This is a genomic window from Actinoplanes sp. NPDC051470 (genome assembly GCF_040682035.1).
Taxonomy (GTDB): domain Bacteria; phylum Actinomycetota; class Actinomycetes; order Mycobacteriales; family Micromonosporaceae; genus Actinoplanes.
The window spans coordinates 12237-31488 of record NZ_JBFBAA010000016.1; the positions used below are offsets into that span (position 1 = coordinate 12237).

Below are 19252 nucleotides of genomic sequence, written 5' to 3' on the forward strand. Positions count from 1 at the left end.
TCGGCTTCGCCTGGGGCGATTGGTGGACGGGATGGCCCACAGCCATCTCAGATGCCCGAGATCCCGCCGGAGGCGCCGTTCTGATCCTCAGCACCGTCGCAGGATTTGGCCGGTGCGCCGGCCGATGCCGGCCGGAGGCCGCCAGCAGGCCGAGCGCGTCCGGCCGCGCCGCGCGGTGCCTTGATTCAATACAGGCAGATTTGGCAGTCGATGTCTTAGCTCTGGTGTCTTAAGGGTTCTGAGAGGAACGAGCCTTGCCCCTGCGGTCGCCGCGTGAAGTACAAGAAGTGTCACGACCGGCCCAATTGACACCTCCGTGTCAAGGAAAGCTCTTGGCCTCTTCGCCAGTAGCGGCATGTCTGACCAGGCATAGCAGTCTGCCGAAGTCCGTGGTTGTCCGTCGCTGTAGACCTCCGTTGACACCCAGTTAGTTACCCACAGCAGCGCAGCGCAGTACGGCCACCGACGGCTAACCAGCGCGCGAGACCGACCCTCCCCCGGCCGAGGAGTTACTATGCGCAACCGCTCCTTCCCAATGCGTTACGGGCGGCGTTATGGTCGTGCTTGTCTGTCTCGAACGGCGGAGGGCGCATGGCGCAACGCAAAGGCCTGATCGCTCAGATGATCGACGCCCGCAAGCAGGCCAAGAAGTTGGAAGCCCAGGCGGAGGCACGCAGGCACCGAGAGCTGATCGCCGAGCAGAAGCGCCAGGAAGCGGAGGCCCGCCGTGAGGCCAACCGGGCCGAGGCCGCAGCGAAGAAGGCCGACGCGGCGCGGCTGCGGCATGAAGTACAGGCCCAACGGCTAGCCGAGCAGGCGGCTACCAAGGCGGCACGTGAGGCCACCCAACGGGAGCAAGCAGAAGAACGACGCCGAATCGCCGACGCCCGCGCGAATGCCCAAGGTGCAGCCGTTGCAAAACGTCTGGCGGAACAGGAGGACCACGCCCGCAAGCTCGCGGAAGCGGAGTTCAGGACCGAGGCCCTCAGTGCGAGAATCATCGAGTACGCGCAGCTAGTCGCCAGCCGAAACAGACGCGCAGCCGACGCCACACTCGAACTGAGCGCAGCCCTGTCGAACGGCGGCCCGACTGACTTCGTCGACCGCCTCCAGCATGTTCTCGCCCAATCCCGTTACCCCGAGGGCCTCACCGGCAAGGCCGCCGCCCACTACGACCCCGCCTCCCGCGAGCTGCTCGTTGAGTACGAGCTACCACTCCAGGACGCTGTGCCCACCGTCGTCGCCTACCGCTACACAAAGGCGAAAGGCATGACGGCCGTGCCACGCAAGGAACCCGAGACCAAGAAGCTGTACGGCGACCTTCTTGCGCGACTGACCCTCCGCACCATCGCAGAGGTCTTCGACGCCGCCTCGCCGGATCTCGTCACCGGCATCGTCTTTAATGGCTACGTCTCCACCAAAGACAAGGCTACTGGCCGCGCCATCCGACCGCTGCTCATCAGCATCGATGCGGAGCGAAACAAGTTCGCCGAGGTGCAGCTTGATGAACCTGAGCTGGATCCCGTGCTGTGCCTGCGCAGCCATCTCAATGCCATCGTCTCCCCGCACCCGTACCACCTCGAAGCGGTCCGGCCGGTGGTGTCCTTCGACCTTTCGAAGTACAAGTTCGTCGACGAGATGGACGTTATCGCCGGCATGGACAGCCGCACCGATTTGCTAAAGCTCTCGCCCAGCGAGTTCGAGCACCTCATCCGCCGACTCTTCGAAGCTATCGGCATGAAGTCCTGGGTCACGCAGGCCTCCAAGGATGAAGGCGTCGACGGCGTCGCCATCAACGAGGACCCCATCGTCGGCGGACTGTGCATCATCCAGGCCAAGCGCTACAGCAAGATCGTGGGTCTCGAAGCCGTCCACGCCCTTGCCGGCGTGATGGACCACAAGCGCGCCGCCAAGGGTGTCCTCGTCACCACCTCATGGGTGGGCAAGGCTAGCCGCGACTTTGCCGCAGCCAACGGACGTATCGAGATCATCGAAGGTCGCAATCTCAAATACATGCTGAAGGAGCATCTCGGCCTTGACGTTCTGATCGGCCTTGAGAAGCTCCCGCCGGGTTGGCAGAAGGCGGACGTGGCGTGAAACGGCGCGACGAAGCCCGCAAGCCTCGCGCCGGTAGTCACGAGTCGTCCGGCGGTCTCCTGCTCGCATAGTGCGAGCCGGTGGCCGCCTCGCTATTTGCTCCGGGGGCCGAGCCCCCGGAAGCCCCGCGCTGCAATGGTCGCGCCTGGTGGCATTCCCCCGGTTGATTGATCCCGAATCGGGGCTTCGCCTGTTGTGGTTCCGTCGAGCGGCTACCCAGCCTGCGGCCGACCGTGCCACCCGAGTCCCACATTCGCGTTGCGGCCGTTCAGCCAGATGCCCGCGATAGTCAGACTTCGCCGTCCGGCCCTTCGCAACGCCGCGCCGGTTGGTTCAGGACGCGTCGGATTTACTTGCCGGAGGTTTCGTCGAGGAGTTGGAGCAGGTCGTAGGCGGCTCGCTCGACGTCCTTGTGGCGCCACTCGGCTGCTCGGTAGACGCAGGCGATCAGGCCGGAGCGGTGGACCCGGCGGAGGTCGCCGTAGGTGAAGGCGTAGCGGGACTTGGTCTCGTCGGTGGCGCCCTCGGTCAGGCCCAGGAACCATTCGGCGTACTGCGCCCACGAATGGTTCTCGAGGTACTTGTTCTCGTCGTCGGCCCGGGGTTGAGAATCGCCCCAGTCGCTGTCGAGGACGTACTGCTTGGCCTCGATCAGTTTGCGGGCGTGGGCGACGCCGGACGGGTTCAGCTCGTACTTGGCCATGGGAACCACGCTAAACCCGGAGTGACCACGCACGCAGAATGAAGGGTGCGCGGCTCCGTTCTGGCCGCGCCAGCGGCCTGGAGCCTCGCGCCCGGCCTCGGCGGGAGCAGCGGTCAGTGCCACCCGCCCAGCTACGACATCCAGCTCTTGATCTTAAAGAGAGCGCCTCGGCGGGAGCTGCGGTCTGTACCCACCACCCAGGCACGAAATGAAGATCTTGAAGTGGGGGGAAACGCTGGCCGGTCGGCGGTGGGGTGCGTCCGTTGGGCCGCTGCCGGGAAGCCCGCGCGCGCGATGGAGTGGGGACGTGAACGACGACAAGCGCGCCGTGTGGCCGTGGCTGGTCCTCGTGATCGCGGTGGTGTTCGCGGCGTCGGGGGGCTGGTTCGCCTACCGCAAGATCGCGGTCAAGGACCCGGGGATCGTGGCGTGTGAGGCGATGGCCGCGGGCGACCGGTCGTACGCCGGTCAGGAGCCGGACGCGAAGCTGACCGAGCCGGAGTACCGGAAGATCCGGAAGGTGTTCGCCGATTCGCGCTACGACGACATCCGCGACCACGGCACGAAGCTGATCGACGTGGTGTGGCAGGCCGGCCAGGCGGGCGAGAACAACCTCGTCTATTTGCAGCCGCTGGCCACCCAGCTGACCGGCCTCCAGTCGGCCTGCGCCGATCAGGGCATCTTCATCAACCTGCGGCCGGTGGCCGCGGCGTCGTCCGAGCCCGGGATCGCCGCCTGCGACGACATGTTCCCGGCGGCGGGCCCGATCACCGCGCCCGCCTCGACGAAGGAATGCAAGGGCGCCGACGGCGTGACGATGCTCGTGACCGCGATGTCGTGCACCGACGGCCGCCGGCTGTTCCAGCTGATCGTGCCCGGTGGGACCCAGGCGACCAGCTATGGCTTCGGAGGCGACAAGCCGCACCCGCTCAGCGACGGCACCTACGCCGCGGCGCTGACCGGATGCCTGGACTGACGGGTCAGACCGCCGGCGGCAACCCGCCGTCGCCGTCGACCACCGCGTCGGGCGTGCCGTCCTGGTCGAGGTCGACCATCGTGATGTCGACCTTGCCGTCGCCGTTGGTGTCGAACTGGAACAGGTCGGGCTTGCCGTCGCCGTCGGTGTCGGCAACCCAGACGTCGGGCTTGCCGTCGCCCGTCGTGTCGGTCGCGATCAGGTCGACGCGGTCGTCGCCACGGGTCTCGACGACTTCTTGCGGCTCGGTCATGGTGCCTCCTAGAACGATTCTCCGTCGAACCATAGGGGGCGGACACCACCTGCGCGACCGGTAGCGTCACGGCCTGTGGATAACTACATCGGCCCGGCCGGGGTGCTCGGCGATCGGATGGGCATCGAGTTCCTCGAGGCGTCGCCCGAACGGGTGGTCGCCACGATGCCGGTGGAGGGGAACACCCAGCCGTACTCGCTGCTGCACGGGGGCGCCTCGTGCGTGCTGGCCGAGTCGCTCGGTTCGGTGGGGGCGGCGCTGCACGGGCAGACCGTCGACCGGCCGGTCTCGCTGGGCGTCGACATCAGTGCGACCCATCACAAAGCGGTTCGTTCCGGGCTGGTCACCGGCACGGCGACACCGCTGCACCGGGGCCGGACGGTGGCCACCTACGAGATCGTCATCACCGACGAGGCGGGTGACCGGGTGTGCACGGCCAGGCTGACCTGCCTGCTTCGTGCCGCATGATCGCTGCACACCTTGACGGAACCACGTACGTTCTTTCCGTGACCGATGTACCACAGCATGCGCTCGACGACGCTACGCAGGTGCTCCACTGCGCGCTCAGCGGCGACAGTGATGCCGTGGTCGGCACGTTCGACGCCGTGGTCGACCGCTCCGGGGTGGTGGGCGCCTACGACGTGGCCTGGTGTCTGGCCGCGACCATGGTCGGGCAGAACGTGCCGCTCGGCGGCGCCTGGACGCTCGACTTCCCCGGCATCGACGACGCGCGCTACGACAAGCGCTGGGTGGCACGGTTCGTCAGCGCGTACGTCAACGGCGACGTCTCCACCGGCGAGGCCCTGTTCAGCGCCGCGATCACCGACGGCCAGCTGCCCGAGTGCCTGCTGGCGCTGGCCGGCTCGACGATCGCGACATTGCGACACCGCGCGGCCTAGTCGTCGCCGCCCTTGAGGTAGAGGGCCTTCGCGTACTGGACCGCCGCGGCCTGGTTGTACATGGTGGCCTGGCTCATGTACCACCCGTTGTCGGACAGCGCCTTCTTCGCCGCGGTCATGCCCGACCAGCGGATGTCCGCGTCGACCTGGGACAGCCCGCGCGCCTTGAACTGGCGTCGCATCTGCTGCTTGCCGGCTTGGAACGCCTCGGCCGCCTCTTCGGCCTGCTTCATGCAGGCCATGCCCTTCTCGCTCAGGGCCTCCGCGAACGTGTATGCCGCCTGCTCCGCGCCGTTCTTGAACTTCAGCAACGTCGCTCCTCCCTGGATGCCGACCCCGATGTTCTCTGTTGCGATACGTAACCGGAGTCCCGAGCGACGTCCCTGCGCTGAGGATGCAGAAAAGGGCAATTTACCGGCGGTTTCGCGGCCGGCGAAGGTCCATCCAGCGTGAAGAGGAAACTACAGAGAGTCAAAATCAGGATGTCGTATGTAGGTGGGTGGCGCCGACCGTCGCTCCCGCCGAGGCCGGCCACGCGGCTCCTGGCCGCTGACGCGTCCAAAACAGAGCCGCGCGGCCTTCATTCTGCGTGCGTGGTCACCCTCTCAAGAGCTTTGCCTTCTGCTCGTCGAACTCATCGCGGGTCAACAGCTCGAGCTCGACCAGCCGGGCCAGCTTGGTCAACTCGTCGGCGACCGATCCTTCCTCGGCCGGGCGCCGGCCGATGGCTCCCGCCGCGGCGCCGCGCCGGCCGATCGCTTCCGCCACCGCGTCGCGCAGCGCGGCGAATTGCGGCTCCTGGCGCCGGCTGAACACGATGTCGGCGCCGGTCGGGGGCGTTCCACCGGCCGGCCGGAACTTGATGAAGCCACTGACCAGGGAACCGGCCGGGCGCAGCTCGACGTCGGCGATGGCGCTGACCGGGATTCGCTGGTCGAACGGCGTACCGAGAAGGCGGCTCCGGGTGAGGATGATCTCGGCGCCGTCGAAGGTGACCGTGCCGTTCTGGCCGCGCGCTTCCAGATGATTCATCGCGTTCCTCCCCGTCGATGCGCCTCGCCGGACCCTACCGGTCGAGCTGAGCCTTCGCGGTGCGGAACGCCGCGTCGACGGCCTCGGCCAGCGGCGCCCGCCGATGATCGTCGGAGAGGATCTCGACCCCCCACGGCCCGTGCCAGCCGGCCACGCGCAACGCCGTGATGACGCCGGCCAGGTCGAAGGCTCCTTCACCGCACAGGCGCCGCCGGGTGACGGTGTCTTCGAACAGCGTGCCGACCGGTTCGGCGTCCGCGTCGTTGAGCTCGACACCGACGATGAACCGCACCGGGACGTCGGCCAGCTCGGCCGGCGGCGTGTGCGCCCGCTCGGTGTGCCAGACGTCGATGATCAGACCGCCGGCCGGGTGATCCGCCGCGCCGGCGATGGCCAGCCCGTCGTGCACGGTCTTGACGTTGGACCAGGGCAGAAACTCCAGACCGACCCGGGTCCCGGCATCCGCCGCCTGGCCGGCCAGCGTGGCGAACTCGGCCACCCAGTGGTCCGCCGGGTTTCGCCGATCCTGGATCCGCCGCGCCGGGTTCCGCCGCGCCGGGTTCCGCATCGGCTTCCTCAGTGGGCTCCTCGGCGGGCATGCGCGGCCGCCAGGGCCGCGGCAACCTGCGCGCCGACGGTCACCGCGGTCGGATACGACAGCTCACCCTCGGCCAGCAGCGAGCCCAGCGACCGCCCCGGCACCAGCTCCATCACCACGAACGGCAGCCCGGCCTCGGTCTCGCCGACGTCGTACACCTCGGCCACGAACCGGTCTCGAAGCCGCCCGGCCGCCCGGATCCGATCGAGCAGCCGCGCGCGCTGCGCCACCTCCGGTGACAGCACCTTGACCGCGACCCACGACCAAGAACGTCGTCGTACGCCCGCCACACCACCGACGAGCGACCGACGCCGAGCTGGTCCACCAACCGATACCGATCAGCCACCCTGGTCATCGCCACAATTGTCGATGCCGCGACGGCTGGGCCGGTGAGACTTCAGGCGTCCTTTATGAAGACATGAGGGTCAGCGCAGCGGCGTGACGTCGGTGTCGGCGGCGTGCAGCAGCTCGCCGCAGTGGGAGCAGCGGATCTCGGCGACGGTCGGGTGGGCCGCACAAAAGGTATAGGCGCGCCCGGCTGACCACCGGCGAGGAACCACCTGGTGGCGCCGACCGGCTGCCCGTACGAGAACAGCACTGATTTGGTCGTGCCGGGGGAACTTTCAGCGGGAGAGGTACGCGGGCGGCACGGCGTCGGTCAGCCAGACGCCGTTGGCGCTGCGGTAGAAGATGCGGCCGGCCTCGGTCATGGCGGCGGTGTCGACGCGGAGGATGGCCACGTCGGGCGAGCGGCGGGAACCGACCCGGGTGGCGGTGGACGTGTCGGGTGACAGGTGGACGTGCGTGCGGCTGCGCGGGCGCAGGCCCTCGCGCATGATCGGCTCGAGGTTGGCGCTGGGTGTGCCGTGGTAGAGCACCGGCGGCGGGTCGGCGGGGATCAGGTCGAGGTCGACGTTGACCCGGCGGGAGTGGCCCTGGCTGGCGCGGATGCGGTCGTCCTCGATGACGAAGCGGGACTTGTCGTTGCCGTCGACCACGGCCTCCAGTTCGGAGCGCGTGATGCCCAGGGCCGCGGTCAGCGTGTCGACCGGCACCCAGCCGTTGCGGTCCAGGGTGATGCCCACCGACTCGGGGCGGTGGCGCAGGACCATCGAGACGCGGCGGCTGAGGCGCACCTGATCGCGGGAGAGCGGGGCGCTCATCCGGTCAGCTCCATGACGGCAAGATAGTAGGGGTGGTCCTTGTCGTCGATCGATTTGAGCCGCCACCGGGTGCCGGCCAGCAGCGGCTCGAGTTCGGCGGGCGAGCAGACCAGGTAGTCGAACCAGTCGGTCGCCAGCAGGCGGTAGCGCAGCCGGAGCCGGAGCTGACCGCCGAGGCGGCCCCGTGACCGGTTGCGCTCGTGGTAGCCGAGGTGCACGGGGTCGGTGGTGCCGTACGGGTCGGTGCCCTGGGCGACGATCCGGGCCCCGGGGTTGGCCAGGGACGCCAGCGCGGCCAGCAGCACCGGCGCCCGGTCGGCGCCCTCGATCAGGCCCAGGTTGTTGCCGAGCAGCAGGAATGTGTCATAGCGGGCGGTCGCGCGGGCGTACTCGTCGACGGTGGTGACGACGGTGTCCCGCAGCCCGCGACGGCGCGCGACGGCGACGGCGCCGGGCGACGTGTCCAATCCGGTGACGGCGACGCCGCGGCGCTGGAGCTCGATGGCCACCCGGCCGGCGCCGCAGCCGATGTCGAGCACGTGGCCACGGCACAGGCGCAGGGCCCGGTGGTCGTGCGGCTGCCACTCGTCCGGCTCGGCCAGGTAGTGGTCGGCCGGCGCGCCGTTGATCAGGCCGTCGTCCCGCTCGATCACCTCGATCACGGGCCGGGGCACGCGTCCACCGGCCAGGGGGCGGGGGCCGATGCCGGTACGGACCGCGTACGCGTCCGTGACCATGTCGCCGAACACGTCGCCGATCGGGGGCTGATCCACTCCGCTTACTCTTTAGCCATGGCGACGCTGGAGCAAATCGGCGCGGCGAAATATGCGCTGCTCACCACGTTCCGCAAGGACGGGAGTGCGGTCGGCACGCCGCTCTGGGTGATGCCGGACGGCGCGGAGATCGCCTTCTGGACGCCGAAGAGCACGCACAAGGTGAAGCGGATCCGCAACAACCCCCGGGTCACCGTGCAGGCGTGCGATTTCCGCGGCAACACCACCGGCGACGTGGTCGAGGGTCAGGCCCGGTTCGGCACCAGGGAGGACCGCAAGCGTGTGTCGGCGGAGCTGGGGCGGAAGTATGGCCTGTTCGGCCGGCTGTCCCTGATCGGGAGCCGGATCCGCCGCGGCGCCGAGGGCACCGTGATCATTCTGGTGCACCCGGGAACGTAGAAGGGGCGATCGCCTTCCCCAGCGTTCGCCCCTTGCAACGATCTTCGTCGACGCGGTGTCAGTCGCCTTGACGCTGCGCGGGAATCTGTCCCTGCAGCAGGGCGCGAACCTCCGACTCCCGATAACGACGGTGGCCGCCCAGCGTTCGAATAGCGCTGAGCTTGCCGGCCTTCGCCCACCGGGTGACGGTCTTCGGGTCGACTCGGAACATCGACGCCACCTCGGCCGGCGTTAGTAGCGGCTCTGGGTCGTGCGTACGCGATGCCATCGGTCACTCCTCCACAGGTACCTAAACGACATCGGCCGGGGTCCCGCCGGCCGGTGCGTCTCTCATGGTCCGGCTAGTCCCCGATGTCCGACATGGCCCGAACGGCTGAACGTCCCTAGATAGACGGTTGAAGCTTGTCCGATTTTTCCGTGTTTTCTACGCCAGATAGTGTGCCGTTTGGTCTGATTATCACGCTTCGGCAGCGGCTGATCACGAAGAGTGTTCGCCTTGGGAGCGTTCCCAGCGTCGTCATTTAGCGCCATTTTGGCTGCTCAATTGCATCGTTCCAGAAGCTGGACGGCCCGCCATCGCGCCACGATCTTCTCGTATGCCTCAGTAGCCGCATCGGCGTCGCCTCGGGAGAGGGCAGAAAGTCCGGCTGCTACCAATCCGGGTGAATCGTCCTGGGCCAGATCGTCCTCCGGAAGGAGACTGGTCAAACCGCCATAATCCAGCTCCACGACCGACCGCGGATGGAACTCCTCGAGCCACTTGGTGCCCTCTTCCACCGCCTCGGTGATCGGGGCGTCGCCCAGCGACTTGCGCAGCACCGAGACGGCCCGGTGGGCGCGCCGCCGCGCCTTGGAGATCTCGGTGCGGTAGCGCAGGGTGCGGCGGTTGCCGTCCAGCACGATCTCGCGCTCGTCCAGGTCGACGAAGACGAACCAGCGCAGTGGCACGCCCCAGGTGGCGATCTGCTCGTGCACCCGTGGCACGCCGTGCTCCAGCACCTTGGCGCCGCTGCGCCAGTCATCCACGATCGCCTTGGCCTGGCCGGCCAGCACCGGCGGCACGAACGCGTCGGCCAGCACCGACGGCACACCGTCCCGGGCGTTCAGGGCCGCCTCGGCCACCCGCAGGCGCAGGTTCCAGGGGCAGACCAGCAGGGTGTCCGCCCACTCCAGCACGTACGCCTCGTCGGGCAGGTCGGGCAACCGGGTCCAGCCCGCGCCCAGCGCTTCGAGCACGGCCGTGCGCTGCTTGACCGGTCCTTCGGCCAGGCCCAGGGCGCGACCCTCCCGCGCGTACCGGCGCCAGTAAACCTGCCGGTCGCGGTCGAAGGCGGTCAGCGGCTCGTAAACCCGCAGGTACGACGCGAACAGTGACGGCACGCCGCGATCCTTTCACGCAAACCGCCGCACTGACGAGAGGCGCACAAGGTCATAGAGTCGGTCGTGAGGCCTGCACCACCCCGCGGGGCCGCCAAGCAAGCGACCCCACAAGGGTCCACATCCCGAGGAGCATCACATGGGCGTGTTCCACACCGAGGGCACCGACGCCACCGGTCACGAACAGGTCGTCTTCTGCCAGGACCGGCAATCCGGCCTGAAGGCGGTCATCGGCATCTACTCCACCGCGCTCGGTCCGGCCCTCGGCGGGACCAGGTTCTATCCGTACGCCAGCGAGGACGACGCGGTCGCCGATGTGTTGCAGCTGTCCCGGGCCATGGCCTACAAGAACGCGCTGGCCGGGCTCGACCTCGGCGGCGGCAAGGCGGTCATCTGGGGTGACCCGGCCGAGCTGAAGAGCGAGGCGCTACTGCGGGCGTACGGCCGGTTCGTCGAGTCGCTCAACGGTCGGTACTACACCGCCTGCGACGTCGGCACCTACGTCCCGGACATGGACCTGATCGCCCGCGAGACCCGGTACGTCACCGGCCGCAGCGCCGAGCACGGTGGCGCCGGCGACTCGTCGGTGCTCACCGCGTGGGGCGTCTTCCAGGGCATGCGGGCCGCGGCCGAGCACACCTGGGGCAGCCCGACGCTGGCCGGCCGCCGGGTCGGCATCGCCGGGCTGGGCAAGGTCGGCAAGTATCTGGCCGGTCATCTGATCGAGGACGGCGCCGCGGTGGTGGCCACCGACGTCAGCGAGGCGGCGCAGGAGTGGGCGCGGACGACGTACCCCCAGATCGATCTGATGGCCGACACCACAGCGCTGATCACGTCGGAGATCGACGTGTACGCCCCGTGCGCCCTGGGTGGCGCGCTGGACGACGAGACCGTGCCGCTGCTGCGGGCCGAGGTCGTGACCGGCGGGGCGAACAACCAGCTCGCCCACCCCGGCATCGAGAAGCTGCTCGAGGAGCGCGGCATCCTCTACACGCCGGACTACGTGGTGAACGCCGGCGGTGTGATCCAGGTCGCCGACGAGATCGAGGGCTTCAATTTCGAGCGGGCGAAACTGCGCGCCACCGGCATCTTCCAGACCACGCGCCGCATCCTCGAGCTCGCCCGGAACGAGGGTGTGCCACCGGCCCTGGCCGCGGATCGGCTCGCCGAGCGTCGCATGACCGAGGTCGGCAGGTTGCGCAGCGTCTATCTCCGCTGAGACACGCCGCGACGCGCGGTCGTGTCTCACACAACCCGAGGTGCCGAAGGCGGCATCATCCATGTACCGTAAGACCCACGAGAGATGCCTGACGTCATCGGGGCCCGCCTTCGGGCTGCCCCGAATTCTGTGCGAGGGGGTCGAGCCATGGGGCGCGGCCGTGCTAAGGCCAAGCAGACGAAGGTGGCCCGGGAGTTGAAGTACCACTCCCCGAACACCGACCTCACCGCCTTGCAGCGCGAGTTGGCGGGTGCTGGTGGCAAGTCCGACCATCACCTCGACGACGACAACGACGAGTTCGTTGACGACGACGAGGACCATGATGATGCGGACGACCAGGAAGACCGCTGGTCGCCTTCGAGGCGTTGACGGTTGAACCCGGATCGCACAGACGAGAGCACGCGGCTGACCGCGTGCTCCCCTGTGTGATCGGTCAATCGAGCATCCCGTTCTCCACCGGTAACAGGAAACCCCACGCGGGTCATCTCGCGTGGGGTTCCGGTGCCGCGCTTCAGCGTGGCCGGTTGTTCCAGTTGTAGAACGTGGGGATGTTCTCGAAGTGGTTCCAGGCGCACACTGCCGTGCCGCCATCCTGAGCTTCTTCCTGCGCACTTTCGGCCCGTTGGTGCCGGGCCGCCTCGGCCTCGGCCAGCAGCGCGGTCAGGCCGCTGCCGGCGTCCCGGACGCGGGCCGTCACGGGATCGTCGGCCACGCGGTCGGGCTGCACGCCGTCAGACTGCGGTGGGCTCGTGATCTCGGGCATGGTCCAGGACCCCTTCCAAGAGGCGGATCTTGCTGTTCCGGCAGTGATCGGTTTCCGTCACGTCGAACCGGCCGTGCTCGAAGTAGCGGTTGGCGGCGTGGGCGCCCCCACAGAAGCCGAAGTACGGGCAGGTGCGGCGGCATGCCTCCACCCCCTCCAGGAATTCGGCGATCCACGGCGTGCCCGCCGCGCCGGCCAGAATCTGTGCCAGCGGGGTGGTGAGCACGTTGCCGCTGGTGAAGTCGCCGTACCGAGGGTCGTGGAAGCCGGCCAGCTCGGGCGAGAGCAGCACCACCGAGCCGTCGTGCGCGACCGTCGGGATCGGGTCGAGCCGGCGTGGCAGCACGGCGTCCGCGTTGCCGTCCAGCACGGCCGCGGCGTAGCGCAGCGACCACTCGATCTCGCGCAGGTGGATCCGCGGGTCGCGGCGCCAGGCGGCGACCAGCTCCGACCAGAACGCGGTGACGTCGGCGGCCGGGTGCCGGTTGGTGCGCTCGTTCACGCCCTCCTGCTCCTCGACGTTGATGCCGAGGACCTCGCAGCCCAGGTCGAGGAAGTAGTCGTACAGCTCGGTGGCCAGGCCCGGCTCGGGGCGCCCGACGACGCACAGGGCGGAGAACGGGATGTCGCGCCGGCGCAGTACGCGGATGCCACGCGCGATGCGGTCGTAGGCCGGACGGTGACCGCGGGTGACGCGCTCGCCGTTACGGTGCTCGGGGCCGTCGACGCTGACGCTCACCCGTACGTCATGGGCCTGGAAGAAGTCGCACCAGGCGTCGTCGATCAACGTCGCGTTGGTCTGGATGTGGTGCTCGACCGCCGGACCGAACGGCGCGAACAGCGCGGCCAGGTGGTCCCGGCCCGCGGCCAGCGGCTCACCGCCATGCCAGACGATCGAGAAGCGCTGGGTACGCGACCACGGCGCGACCGCCTCGGCCACGGCGGCCGAGACGGCCACCGGCATCCGCTTGTCGTCCTTGCGGAACGGCAGGTAGCAGTAGGCGCAGTCGAGGTTGCAGAGGGTCGTGGGCTGCATGACCACATAGCTGGGCGTGGCGGAAACGCCCTTCATCCCACTCCACGCCATAGCCCACCCCCGGCAACATCGACCAAGGCCAGGCTAAGTCGCCTCGTCCAGGCAGGGAAGATCGGCGGTACCGACAAATCGACAACCGCAGATCATTTCCCGATCTTTCCGGCGGTGTCCGACCTCACAAGAATCGGATGCAACTAACCGGAGGGACAAGAATCAGCCCCGGGTGTACTGGCCCACCATCTGCACCTGGCCGGTGCCGTCGATGATCTCGCCGACCTGCCACGCCTCGATGCCGCGGCCGGTGAGATAGGCCATCGCGCGGTCGGCGTCGTCGGAGGACACCACGGTGAACATGCCCACGCCCATGTTGAACGTGGCCTCCATCTCGTGGTCCTCGATGCGGCCCTTCGCCTGGATCAGGTCGAAGATCGGCTGCGGGCGCCACGAGGCGCGGTCGACCACCGCGTCCACGTGCTCGGGCAGGACCCGGACCAGGTTGCCCGGGATGCCGCCGCCGGTGACGTGGGAGAACGCGCGTACGTCGGTCTCCTCGATCAGGCCGAGGCAGTCCTTCGCGTAGATCTTGGTCGGGGTCAGCAGTTCCTCGCCGAGCGTGCGCTGCGAGCCGAAGTCGTCGACCACCGAGTCGAGCCGCATCCGGCCGGCGCCCAGCAGCACGTGCCGGACCAGCGAGTAGCCGTTGCTGTGCAGGCCGGACGAGCGCATGGCGATCACCGCGTCGCCGATCTCGACCCGCTCACGGCCGAGGATCTCGCTCTCTTCCACCACACCGACGCCGGTCGCGGAGACGTCGTACTCATCCGGGCGCAGCACACCGGGGTGTTCCGCGGTCTCGCCGCCGAGCAGCGCGCAGCCGGCGTACCGGCAGCCGTCCGCGATGCCCGCGCCGATCTCGGCCACCTTGTCCGGCACGACCTCGCCGCAGGCGATGTAGTCGAGCAGGAAAAGCGGCTCGGCGCCGCACGCGACCAGGTCGTCGACCACCATCGCGACCAGGTCGATGCCGATCGTGTCGTGGATGTCGAGCTGCTGGGCGATGACCAGCTTGGTGCCCACGCCGTCGGTCGACGAGGCCAGGATCGGGCTCTTGTACTTGGCGGTGTTCAGCCGGAAGAGGCCGGCGAAGCCACCGAGGTCACCCATCACCTCGGGGCGGGTGGTCCGCTTCACCTTCGACTTGAGCAGCTCGACCGCGCGGTCGCCGGCGTGGATCGAGACGCCGGCGTCCGCGTAGGTCACCGTGCGCTTGCGCCCGCCGCGGCCGGAGTTGGCCGTCCAAGGCGTGTGTTCCGACCCCTCGGCGCCGTTCGAGCCGGCACTGCTGCGCTCGGACACGTGCGTCACGGTAATCCCCTTAAGGCTGTGCTACCTGCTGCTGAAGTTTGAGTGTCTTACGGACGCTGCAGCGCGTCGACCACAGAATCGCGCGGGTCGTACTCGGCCTCGAGCTCGGCGACCGCCGCTTCCTGGTCGTCGGGGATCGAGGCGCGCTTACCGACCCCCTCCAGCACGTGCTTGCCGATCAGGTTGCCGGCCGGCAGCTCGATCGGGTAAACCCCGTCGAAGCAGGCCATGCACAGCCGCGACTTGGGCTGCTCGGTCGACGAGATCAGCGCGTCCAGCGAAACGTAGCCCAGCGAGTCGGCGCCGATCGAGCGCCGGATGCCCTCGAGTTCCAGGCCGTTGGCGATCAGCTCGGCCCGGGTGGCGAAGTCGATGCCGTAGAAACAGGGCCACTTCACCGGCGGGGACGAGATGCGTACGTGCACCTCGAGCGCCCCGGCCTCACGGAGCATACGCACCTGGGCACGCTGAGTGTTGCCGCGCACGATCGAGTCGTCGATCACCACGATCCGCTTGCCGCGGACCACCTCGCGCAGCGGGTTCAGCTTCAGCCGGATGCCTAGCTGGCGGATCGTCTGCGAGGGCTGGATGAAGGTGCGGCCCACGTACGCGTTCTTCATGAAACCCGCGCTGTACGGGATGCCGGACTCCTCGGCGTACCCGATCGCGGCCGGGATGCCCGATTCCGGGACGCCGATCACCACGTCGGCCTCGACCGGATGTTCCCGGAACAGGCGACGGCCCACATCGACGCGGGCCGAGTACATGTTGCGGCCGGCGATCGTGGTGTCGGGACGGGCGAGGTAGACGTACTCGAAAAGACAGCCCTTGGGCTCGGGCGCGGCGAACCGCGACGAGCGCAGGCCGTGCTCGTCGATCGCCAGGATCTCGCCCGGCTCCACCTCGCGGACGAAGCTGGCGCCGACGATGTCGAGTGCCGCGGTCTCGCTGGCGATCGCCCAGCCGCGGTACATCCGGCCCAGGACCAGCGGCCGGACACCCTGCGCGTCGCGGGCGGCGTACAGCGTGCCCTCGTCCATGAAGACGAAGCTGAACGCGCCCCGCAGACGCGGGAGCACCTCCATGGCCGCGGCCTCGACCGAGAGGTCGGGCTTGGCCGCCAGGAGAGCGGTCACTAGAGCGGTGTCGGACGTGTGGCCCGGGTCGAGCTCGATACCGAGGTCGGCCACCTCACGCGCCAGCTCGGCCGTGTTGACCAAGTTGCCGTTGTGGGCCAGCGCGATCGTCGTGCCGGCCGTGGTCGCGCGGATCGTCGGCTGTGCGTTCTCCCAGTTCGACCCGCCGGTCGTGGAGTAACGCGCGTGTCCGATGGCCAGGTGGCCCTTGAGGCTGGCGAGGGTCGGCTCGTCGAAGACCTGCGACACGAGGCCGAGGTCTTTGTACACAACCACACCCGAACCGTCACTCACCGCAATGCCGGCGGCCTCCTGGCCGCGGTGCTGGAGTGCGAAGAGCCCGAAATATGTGAGCTTGGCAACCTCTTCCTCGGGAGCCCAGACCCCGAAGACGCCACAGGCATCTTGCGGGCCACGCTCCTGGGGGTCGAGATCGTTGGTCAATCGGCCGTCGCCTCGGGGCACAGACTTTGCTCCCTCGTGCAGATCCGCTTATTCGCCACTGAGTGTACGCGAGGCGCCAGGGCCCGGCCCGGGTCAGCCGTACCCGTCACCAGCTTCGTCGAAGCCTCGTCACGGCTGTGTCACGGGCTTTCCACCGGCAGGAACTCGCTGAGGTCGGTCCGGATGCCGCTCGCGTGGATCTTGCCGGTGGCGACGGCATCCGCCCAGCTCAGGCGTCCGGTGGCGACGAGCAGCCAGGTCATCGGGTCGGTTTCGACCACATTGGGCGGTGTGCCGCGGGTGTGCCTGGGACCGGGAACACACTGAATCGCGCCGAACGGCGGAACCCGGACCTCGACCGATCGGCCCGGCGCGTCTCGCGCCAGCGCCGCCAGCAGGGCTCGGACGGCGTCGCGCAGCACCGTACGGTCGGGTTGGTCGCCGCGATCCAGCGCGTCCAACGCGCTCCGGACGGACTCGGAATTATTGTGCGCAGGGGACACGTCGGGACGATACGACTCGTAACCGAGAGAAGTCCCGGCGGCCCTGGGTCGCGCAATGTACCCGCGACAGGGCATAGTGGCCGACGGTGTAAATCGTCGCCGGATCTACCGGACCTCAACAGGCGGCCGGAGAACCGTGCGACCGGGAGAGGTGGTGGACGTGACGACGCACCTACGAGGCCGAGCGGCCCAGGCCGGTGCGTTATTGGCGCTGGTCGGCGGCATGATCGCGGCGACCGCCTCACCCGCTCTGGCGGCTGGGCTGGAGGCTCAGATCGACAGCGTCCAGACGGAGGTCGAGTCGGGCAAGCAGGTCCAGCTGCGCTACACCGTGCGCAACACCGATGAGATCGATGTGCCCGGCCAGAACAACCAGGTCCGGGTCACCGTCAACAGCGGCGGCATGCAGTGTGGCGGCTGCTCCAACTCGGTCACCCTCAAGGCGGGTAAGGAAGAGTCGCTCACCTCGACGCTGACCGCACCCGACGTGCCCGCCGGGCAGACCCGCACCTTCCGCGTGCAGATCCTGCTGAACAACCGCGCGTCCGGCGCCGCCGAGGAAATCCAGGTCACCGGGCCCGACAAGCCGCAGAACGTGCGGCAGGTCTCCGGCCGGATCAAGGACGACAAGGGCAAGCGGATCAGCGGCGCCCAGGTGATCATGCAGGACAGCGCCGCTCACCGGTACGAGACCACCAGCAACGGCGACGGCGGGTTCGCCTTCAGCTCGTCCGACAACAAGCCGATCGCGCTGGGCACGATCACCGTCGGGGCCGGCAAGGACGGCTACGACCCGGCCACCGTGAACGTGCAGGGCGGCGCGAACAAGACGGTCACGGTCAACCTGACGCTGCCGATCAAGGCCGGCGCCAGCCCGTCCGCGACGCCGTCGGCCACCGAGGAGGCCAGCGCTCCCGCCGATGACGAGGCCACCGACGACGCGACCGACGACGCCAGCACGCCCCCGCTGAACGCCGACAAGACGGCCGGCGACGACGGCAACGGATCACTGCTCTTCATCATCCTGGGCGGCCTGCTCGTCGCGGCCGGTGTCGGCGCGATCGTGCTGGTCCTGATGCGCCGCCGGAACAGCGGTGGCGGCGACGACAGCGACCCGGACGGCGTGCCCGGTGGTCCCGGTCCCGGCCCGGCGGGTCGCGGCGGGGCGTACGGCAACGACGCCACCCGCGTGGCGGCGCCGGTCGGCGCCCGGGGCGCGGACGCGACAATGGTGGCCGGTGCCGGCGGGATGGCCGACGCGCCGACCGTGCTCCAGCGCGCGGTGCCGCCGGAGGACGAGTTCCCCGACCCCTACGGTGTGCCCGCTCAGCAGACCGGGTACGCCGGCACCGGCGGCGCGCAGCCGTACGGTTCGCCGACGCAGACCTACGGCGCGGCGGCGGCTCCGGCCCAGGGCGGCGGGTACGACGAGCAGTACTACGACGACGGCCAGGCGGCCGGTGGTGGCGGCTACTACGGTGGCCAGCCGCAGCCGGCGCCGCAGCAGCGCTACGACGAGCCGACCGGCATGTACCAGCCGGCCGACTACGCCGACGACTACCAGCAGGCGCCGCCGGGCGCTGGGGGCGCGGCGTACGGGCCGGGCGGGGCTCCACAGCAGCAGTACGGGTCGTGGGACGACGGGGCCCAGGCCGGTGGCAACTACGGCGCCGCGCCCGGCAACGGGTACGACGCCGGCTACGACAACGGGTACGACCCGCGCGGCGCCGGCGCCAATTACGACGCCGGGTACGACAACGGCTACGACCCGCGTGGCGCGGCTGCTGGTGGCGCTCCGGCCGACGGCGGCACCTACGGTGGTGCGGGTGGCGGCGGATACCAGCAGCCGCAGCAGCCGCAGCAGGCGTACGACGGCGGCTACGACAACGGGTACGACTCCGGTGGCGGCTACGACCAGCGCGGCGGGTACGACCAGGGCGGTGCCCAGGGTGGTGGCCAGGGCGGCTACTACGGTGCCGACCAAGGACAGGGTGGACGGCGTGGTGGGCCGCCTCGGCAGGGGCCGCCGGCGCCGGAAGAGCCCGCTCGTCCGGGTCAGCGGCGGCTGCCGTGGATGGACGACTGAGCAAGCCTGAGTGACGTGAAGGCCGGATCCCCGGGTTGGGGGTCCGGCCTTTTTGCCGCGCTGAGAATGCTGGAAATGGCGACGCCGCCCTCCGATGGAGGGCGGCGCTTGATTGACCGAAGCGCCGCCCTTTTGTCGCGAAGGGCGGCGCTGTGATCGCTACTTGACGTCGGCGGTGGGGAAGTTGTCCGGCGGGGTGGGTGGCTGGGTCTTGGTCCCCTCGGTGGGGACCTGAGCCGTGCCGGTGGCCACCTTGTCGGTCTCGGCCGGCTCGTCGGTCTCGGCCGGCTGCTCGTCGGCGGCGGAAGAAGGGGCCGCGGCGGGAAGGTCCGACTCGGCGAGAACGCCGGCCGGGTCCTTGGCCGCCTGGGACTCGAAGGTGCTGCCGTCCGCGGACTCCTCGACCAACGTCGGCTCGTCGACCGGAGCC

General features: G+C 69.1%; 23 protein-coding genes and 1 pseudogene. 9 read left to right on the forward strand and 15 right to left on the reverse strand.

The window, feature by feature from the left end:
• Positions 1-243: 243 nt before the first annotated feature.
• Both AB0M54_RS26470 and AB0M54_RS26475 read left to right on the forward strand, forming a co-directional pair.
• Positions 244-309, forward strand: a pseudogene (locus AB0M54_RS26470) (SEC-C metal-binding domain-containing protein); the annotation flags it as partial.
• Between the two features lie 282 nt (positions 310-591).
• A complete protein-coding gene (locus tag AB0M54_RS26475; protein ID WP_364474264.1) occupies positions 592-2097 on the forward strand; it encodes a restriction endonuclease in 1506 nt (501 codons plus the stop codon).
• A gap of 349 nt (positions 2098-2446) precedes the next feature.
• Here the strand turns inward: AB0M54_RS26475 and AB0M54_RS26480 are convergent, their stop codons facing one another.
• Positions 2447-2800: a hypothetical protein gene (locus AB0M54_RS26480; RefSeq protein WP_364311862.1), complete on the reverse strand. Its 354-nt coding sequence runs from the start codon at positions 2798-2800 to the stop codon at positions 2447-2449.
• A 307-nt stretch (positions 2801-3107) separates the two neighbouring features.
• Between AB0M54_RS26480 and AB0M54_RS26485 the strand changes: the two genes are divergently transcribed.
• Entirely contained in the window at positions 3108-3776 is a 669-nt protein-coding gene (locus tag AB0M54_RS26485; RefSeq protein WP_364474266.1) for a hypothetical protein, read from the forward strand.
• Positions 3777-3780: 4 nt separating this feature from the next.
• On the opposite strand, the gene AB0M54_RS26490 is transcribed toward AB0M54_RS26485, so the two are convergent.
• Positions 3781-4029 (reverse strand): hypothetical protein, encoded by a 249-nt coding sequence (locus AB0M54_RS26490; protein WP_364311867.1) that lies wholly within the window; start codon positions 4027-4029, stop codon positions 3781-3783.
• 75 nt (positions 4030-4104) lie between these two features.
• Between AB0M54_RS26490 and AB0M54_RS26495 the strand changes: the two genes are divergently transcribed.
• Positions 4105-4497 carry a hotdog fold thioesterase gene (locus tag AB0M54_RS26495; protein WP_364311869.1) on the forward strand — a complete coding sequence of 131 codons (393 nt, stop codon included), beginning with the start codon at positions 4105-4107 and terminating at the stop codon, positions 4495-4497.
• 38 nt (positions 4498-4535) lie between these two features.
• On the forward strand, positions 4536-4928 hold the full coding sequence (locus tag AB0M54_RS26500; protein ID WP_364311872.1) for a hypothetical protein: 393 nt from the start codon (positions 4536-4538) through the stop codon (positions 4926-4928).
• Here the strand turns inward: AB0M54_RS26500 and AB0M54_RS26505 are convergent.
• From AB0M54_RS26505 to AB0M54_RS26530, 6 genes are all read right to left on the reverse strand, one after another.
• A complete protein-coding gene (locus tag AB0M54_RS26505; protein WP_364311874.1) occupies positions 4925-5239 on the reverse strand; it encodes a hypothetical protein in 315 nt (104 codons plus the stop codon). The genes AB0M54_RS26500 and AB0M54_RS26505 overlap by 4 nt on opposite strands.
• A gap of 286 nt (positions 5240-5525) precedes the next feature.
• Positions 5526-5960, reverse strand: a complete 435-nt coding sequence (locus AB0M54_RS26510; protein ID WP_364474268.1) for a DUF4429 domain-containing protein — start codon at positions 5958-5960, stop codon at positions 5526-5528.
• Between the two features lie 34 nt (positions 5961-5994).
• Entirely contained in the window at positions 5995-6528 is a 534-nt protein-coding gene (locus AB0M54_RS26515; RefSeq protein ID WP_364311878.1) for a TIM barrel protein, read from the reverse strand.
• Positions 6529-6536: 8 nt separating this feature from the next.
• Positions 6537-6788, reverse strand: a complete 252-nt coding sequence (locus AB0M54_RS26520) for a hypothetical protein (protein WP_364474270.1) — start codon at positions 6786-6788, stop codon at positions 6537-6539.
• A 393-nt stretch (positions 6789-7181) separates the two neighbouring features.
• A complete protein-coding gene (locus tag AB0M54_RS26525) occupies positions 7182-7721 on the reverse strand; it encodes an RNA 2'-phosphotransferase (RefSeq protein ID WP_364474272.1) in 540 nt (179 codons plus the stop codon).
• Entirely contained in the window at positions 7718-8458 is a 741-nt protein-coding gene (locus AB0M54_RS26530; protein ID WP_364474426.1) for a methyltransferase domain-containing protein, read from the reverse strand. The genes AB0M54_RS26525 and AB0M54_RS26530 overlap by 4 nt, the downstream gene beginning before the upstream one ends.
• A gap of 54 nt (positions 8459-8512) precedes the next feature.
• Between AB0M54_RS26530 and AB0M54_RS26535 the strand changes: the two genes are divergently transcribed.
• Complete coding sequence (locus AB0M54_RS26535; RefSeq protein WP_364311888.1) at positions 8513-8893, forward strand: PPOX class F420-dependent oxidoreductase; 381 nt, start codon at positions 8513-8515, stop codon at positions 8891-8893.
• 58 nt (positions 8894-8951) lie between these two features.
• On the opposite strand, the gene AB0M54_RS26540 is transcribed toward AB0M54_RS26535, so the two are convergent.
• Both AB0M54_RS26540 and AB0M54_RS26545 read right to left on the reverse strand, forming a co-directional pair.
• A complete protein-coding gene (locus AB0M54_RS26540) occupies positions 8952-9161 on the reverse strand; it encodes a BldC family transcriptional regulator (protein ID WP_030438450.1) in 210 nt (69 codons plus the stop codon).
• A gap of 272 nt (positions 9162-9433) precedes the next feature.
• Positions 9434-10273, reverse strand: a complete 840-nt coding sequence (locus AB0M54_RS26545) for a hypothetical protein (protein WP_364311890.1) — start codon at positions 10271-10273, stop codon at positions 9434-9436.
• Positions 10274-10409: 136 nt separating this feature from the next.
• Between AB0M54_RS26545 and AB0M54_RS26550 the strand changes: the two genes are divergently transcribed.
• Positions 10410-11489 (forward strand): Glu/Leu/Phe/Val dehydrogenase dimerization domain-containing protein, encoded by a 1080-nt coding sequence (locus tag AB0M54_RS26550; RefSeq protein WP_364474274.1) that lies wholly within the window; start codon positions 10410-10412, stop codon positions 11487-11489.
• Between the two features lie 147 nt (positions 11490-11636).
• Positions 11637-11858: a DUF3073 domain-containing protein gene (locus AB0M54_RS26555; RefSeq protein ID WP_364311896.1), complete on the forward strand. Its 222-nt coding sequence runs from the start codon at positions 11637-11639 to the stop codon at positions 11856-11858.
• A 142-nt stretch (positions 11859-12000) separates the two neighbouring features.
• Here the strand turns inward: AB0M54_RS26555 and amcA are convergent, their stop codons facing one another.
• The 5 genes from amcA to AB0M54_RS26580 form a co-directional block, all read right to left on the reverse strand.
• Positions 12001-12252, reverse strand: coding sequence for a multiple cyclophane-containing RiPP AmcA (gene amcA / locus AB0M54_RS26560; RefSeq protein ID WP_364311898.1), 252 nt, complete (start codon positions 12250-12252; stop codon positions 12001-12003).
• The gene (gene amcB, locus AB0M54_RS26565; RefSeq protein ID WP_364474276.1) at positions 12221-13324 is read right to left on the reverse strand and encodes a cyclophane-forming radical SAM peptide maturase AmcB; all 1104 of its coding nucleotides are present in this window, start codon (positions 13322-13324) and stop codon (positions 12221-12223) included. Before amcB ends, amcA begins: the two co-directional genes overlap by 32 nt.
• Positions 13325-13501: 177 nt before the next feature.
• A complete protein-coding gene (gene purM, locus AB0M54_RS26570) occupies positions 13502-14653 on the reverse strand; it encodes a phosphoribosylformylglycinamidine cyclo-ligase (RefSeq protein ID WP_364311904.1) in 1152 nt (383 codons plus the stop codon).
• 47 nt (positions 14654-14700) lie between these two features.
• Positions 14701-16254: an amidophosphoribosyltransferase gene (purF, locus tag AB0M54_RS26575; protein ID WP_364311907.1), complete on the reverse strand. Its 1554-nt coding sequence runs from the start codon at positions 16252-16254 to the stop codon at positions 14701-14703.
• A gap of 119 nt (positions 16255-16373) precedes the next feature.
• Positions 16374-16736, reverse strand: a complete 363-nt coding sequence (locus AB0M54_RS26580) for a sterol carrier family protein (RefSeq protein ID WP_364311909.1) — start codon at positions 16734-16736, stop codon at positions 16374-16376.
• A gap of 160 nt (positions 16737-16896) precedes the next feature.
• Between AB0M54_RS26580 and AB0M54_RS26585 the strand changes: the two genes are divergently transcribed.
• Complete coding sequence (locus AB0M54_RS26585; protein ID WP_364474278.1) at positions 16897-18822, forward strand: carboxypeptidase-like regulatory domain-containing protein; 1926 nt, start codon at positions 16897-16899, stop codon at positions 18820-18822.
• Positions 18823-19252: the final 430 nt, after the last annotated feature.